This is a genomic window from Streptomyces sp. SBT349 (assembly GCF_001083795.1).
Classification (GTDB): Bacteria; Actinomycetota; Actinomycetes; order Streptomycetales; family Streptomycetaceae; genus Streptomyces.
Window position 1 is genome coordinate 1 of the sequence record NZ_LAVK01000570.1, and the last position, 2,734, is coordinate 2,734.

General features: G+C 71.1%; 3 protein-coding genes, 1 tRNA gene and 1 pseudogene. 2 read left to right on the forward strand and 3 right to left on the reverse strand.

Going from position 1 to position 2,734, the window contains the following annotated elements:
• A pseudogene (locus tag ADY01_RS38725) lies at nucleotides 1-152 on the forward strand (IS630 family transposase); the annotation flags it as partial.
• 29 nt (nucleotides 153-181) lie between these two features.
• On the opposite strand, the gene ADY01_RS34680 reads toward ADY01_RS38725, so the two are convergent.
• Entirely contained in the window at nucleotides 182-613 is a 432-nt protein-coding gene (locus ADY01_RS34680; protein ID WP_049580775.1) for an NUDIX hydrolase, read from the reverse strand.
• A 66-nt stretch (nucleotides 614-679) separates the two neighbouring features.
• On the opposite strand from ADY01_RS34680, the gene ADY01_RS34685 reads away from it, so the two are divergent.
• Nucleotides 680-1,468, forward strand: a complete 789-nt coding sequence (locus ADY01_RS34685) for a GntR family transcriptional regulator (RefSeq protein ID WP_049580776.1) — start codon at nucleotides 680-682, stop codon at nucleotides 1,466-1,468.
• A gap of 511 nt (nucleotides 1,469-1,979) precedes the next feature.
• Here ADY01_RS34685 and ADY01_RS34690 read toward each other — a convergent pair.
• Nucleotides 1,980-2,053: transfer RNA gene (locus ADY01_RS34690), tRNA-Ala, on the reverse strand.
• Nucleotides 2,054-2,121: 68 nt separating this feature from the next.
• The coding region (locus tag ADY01_RS34695) for a hypothetical protein (protein ID WP_049580777.1) at nucleotides 2,122-2,734 on the reverse strand (613 nt) is incomplete at its 5' end.

A 2,734-nucleotide genomic window follows, 5' to 3' on the forward strand; every position in this document is an offset into this window, starting at 1 on the left:
CGCAGACCCAGGCACTGCACGCCTACCTGCGCTGGCGCAACGCCAACGCCCGCCACCCCGACGTGCTCACCGCCCAACGCCGAGAACGCGCCCGCATCCGCAGCGAAAAGGGCATCCGCTGGGGCGGACGCCCCCTCACACCCGCAGCCTGACCAACCCGGCAACCTAAACGGTCACAGCACTAGATGAGTCTGATGCCGTCGTGCGCGCGGACGGCCGGCTGGGAAGCGTTGTCCATGGCGTCGGTGACGCGGACGGCGTATGCCTCGTCGGCCAGGTCGTTGACCTCGTCGCGGGTGACCCACCGCAGGGCCCTGGTCTCGGCTCCGGTGGTGGTCTGGCCGTCGATCGCCTCGCAGCGGAAGACGAGCGAGACGATGAGGCCGGTCATGTTCTTGTAGACGCCGGTGAGCGCGGCGGGCTGGGCGATCTTGAGGCCGGTCTCTTCGAGGACTTCCCGGGAGAGGGCGTCGGGGATCGTCTCGCCTGCTTCGACCACTCCGCCCGGCGGCTCCCAGTGCCCGTTGTCCCGGCGCTGGATGAGCAGGGCCCGGCCCTGGCCGTCGATGATGACTCCGGCGACGCTCACCGAATGCGGACGGTCGGTGCTCACTGTCGTGGCCTCTTCCCTGTGGCTCAACACAGCTTCTCGTCTAGATACCTAAAGGAGTAACCGGACATGGTAGCTCTCCCCTCCGGCGTGCTGGGCGCGCTGGACTCCACCAGCGACCGCGCGGTCTTCCGCCAGATCGCCGACCAGCTGAGGGAAGCGATCGACAAGGGACGCTTCAAGGAGGGCGCCAAGCTGCCGTCCGAATCCGAACTCGTGGAGCACTACGGCGTCTCCCGGATGACCGTCCGCAACGCCCTCGGCGTCCTCCAGGGCGAGGGCCTGGCGCACTCCGAGCACGGCAAGGGTGTCTTCGTCCGGCCGCGTCCGCCGGTGCGGCGGCTGGCGTCCGACCGGTTCGCCCGGCGGCACCGCGAACAGGGGAAGTCCGCGTTCACCGTGGAAGCGGAAGCCGCGGGCAGCCGCCCGGAGGTCGACAGTTTGGAGGTCAAGGAGGAACGGCCCACGCAGGACATCTCCGCCCGGCTCGGAGGGCCACGCCGCGTGCTGGCCCGGCGCCGGCGGTACCTGCTGGACGGTCGGCCAGTGGAGTTCGCCGCCTCGTTCCTCCCGCTCGACCTCGCCCGGAACACGCCCATCGCCGAACCCAACCCCGGCCCCGGCGGCATCTACGCCCGCCTCGAAGAACTCGGCCACCAGCTCGATCACTTCGAGGAAGAGATCCGCGCCCGGATGCCCACCCCCGCAGAGGTCAAGACCCTGCGGCTGGCCTCCGGCGTGCCCGTCATCCACCTCATCCGGACGGCGTTCGACACCGAGGGGCGGCCGGTCGAGGTCTGCGACACCGTCATGGCCGCCGACACCTACGTGCTGGCCTACCAACTCCCGGCCACCTGAGAACGGCTGACGGGTGCTGGCGGCGACTCGTATGCACGCGGACCGGTTGACGGCTTCTTGCCTAGACGACTAGCTGCCCGATGGGCCGGTCCCGACCCACAAGGGAAAGGCCGCGTTGCGTTCCATTCGAGTTGACACCTCCGCCACCCCAATCCTGCGGACCGAGACGCCCGAACCCAAGGTCCGGGACCGGCAGACCGGGGAGATCACCAAGGATGGTCCGGTCGCGTTGCCGGGCCTGGTGGCGCGGCCGTGGGAGTCGGTGTTCAACCCGTCGCAGCAGGGGCCTGAACCGCTATGTCCGAACTGCTGACGGTGCTGGGAGTGGGCGGCGGGGCCCTCTACGTCCAGGCCCAGTACCCACACCTGTACTGGTCCGCGGTCGGCCTGCCCGCCTCGGCGGCCCGGTTGTACTTCGCTGCTTGCACGCACGCGAAAGCCCCCGCCGATCAAGATCGGCGGGGGCTTTCGTCTGTCCGTTCTACCTGGTCTAGTGAACGGCGCTTGCCGGTGGACCTGAGGGGATTTGAACCCCTGACCCCCTCGTTGCGAACGAGATGCGCTACCAGGCTGCGCTACAGGCCCTTGCGACTCCGAAACTGTAGCACCCGGGGAGGGGCGGGCCGAAATCTGTTCTGCGGGGTATCCCGGGGCTACTCGCCCGCCGCGCGGCGGCGGCGGTCCTCGTCCGCGTACTGGTCGAACAGGGGCGTGCGCTGCGGGCCCTTCGGCTCGGTGCGCTGGGACGGAGGGCCGCTCGCCGTCGTCGAGCGGGCCGCGCTCCACGTGTCGGGGGCGTCCAGGTCCACGCCCCGCGTCGTGCGCGGGGCGACCGGGGCGTTGACGTAGGTGGGCAGCGGGACCGGGGCCGGGTCCCAGCTCTCCGGCTCGTCGGCGGTCGAGGGCACGCGGCGGCGCTCCTGGTCGACCCACTCGGCGTGGTCGGTCTGCTCGACGACCCGCGCCGAGGGCTGCTCGGGAACGGCCGCCGCGCTCTTCTGCGTGCGCTCGCGCAGGCGGCGGGCGGCCTCCTCGGCGCGGCGGCGGTCCAGGGCGACGGCGTAGCGGCGGCGCTCCTGGCGGCGGACGTGCACCACGTAGGCGGTGAGCAGCACGGCCGGGATCGCGGGCAGCCACAGGGAGCCGGGGCCCGCGGTGAGCGAGAAGATGCCGCCGAGCGTGAAGGCGAGGAGGAGCGCCATGGTCGTGCGCCGACGGCGCACGAGGATCTTGGCACGGGGGTTCGGGGTGGGGGCCGGTTTCGGG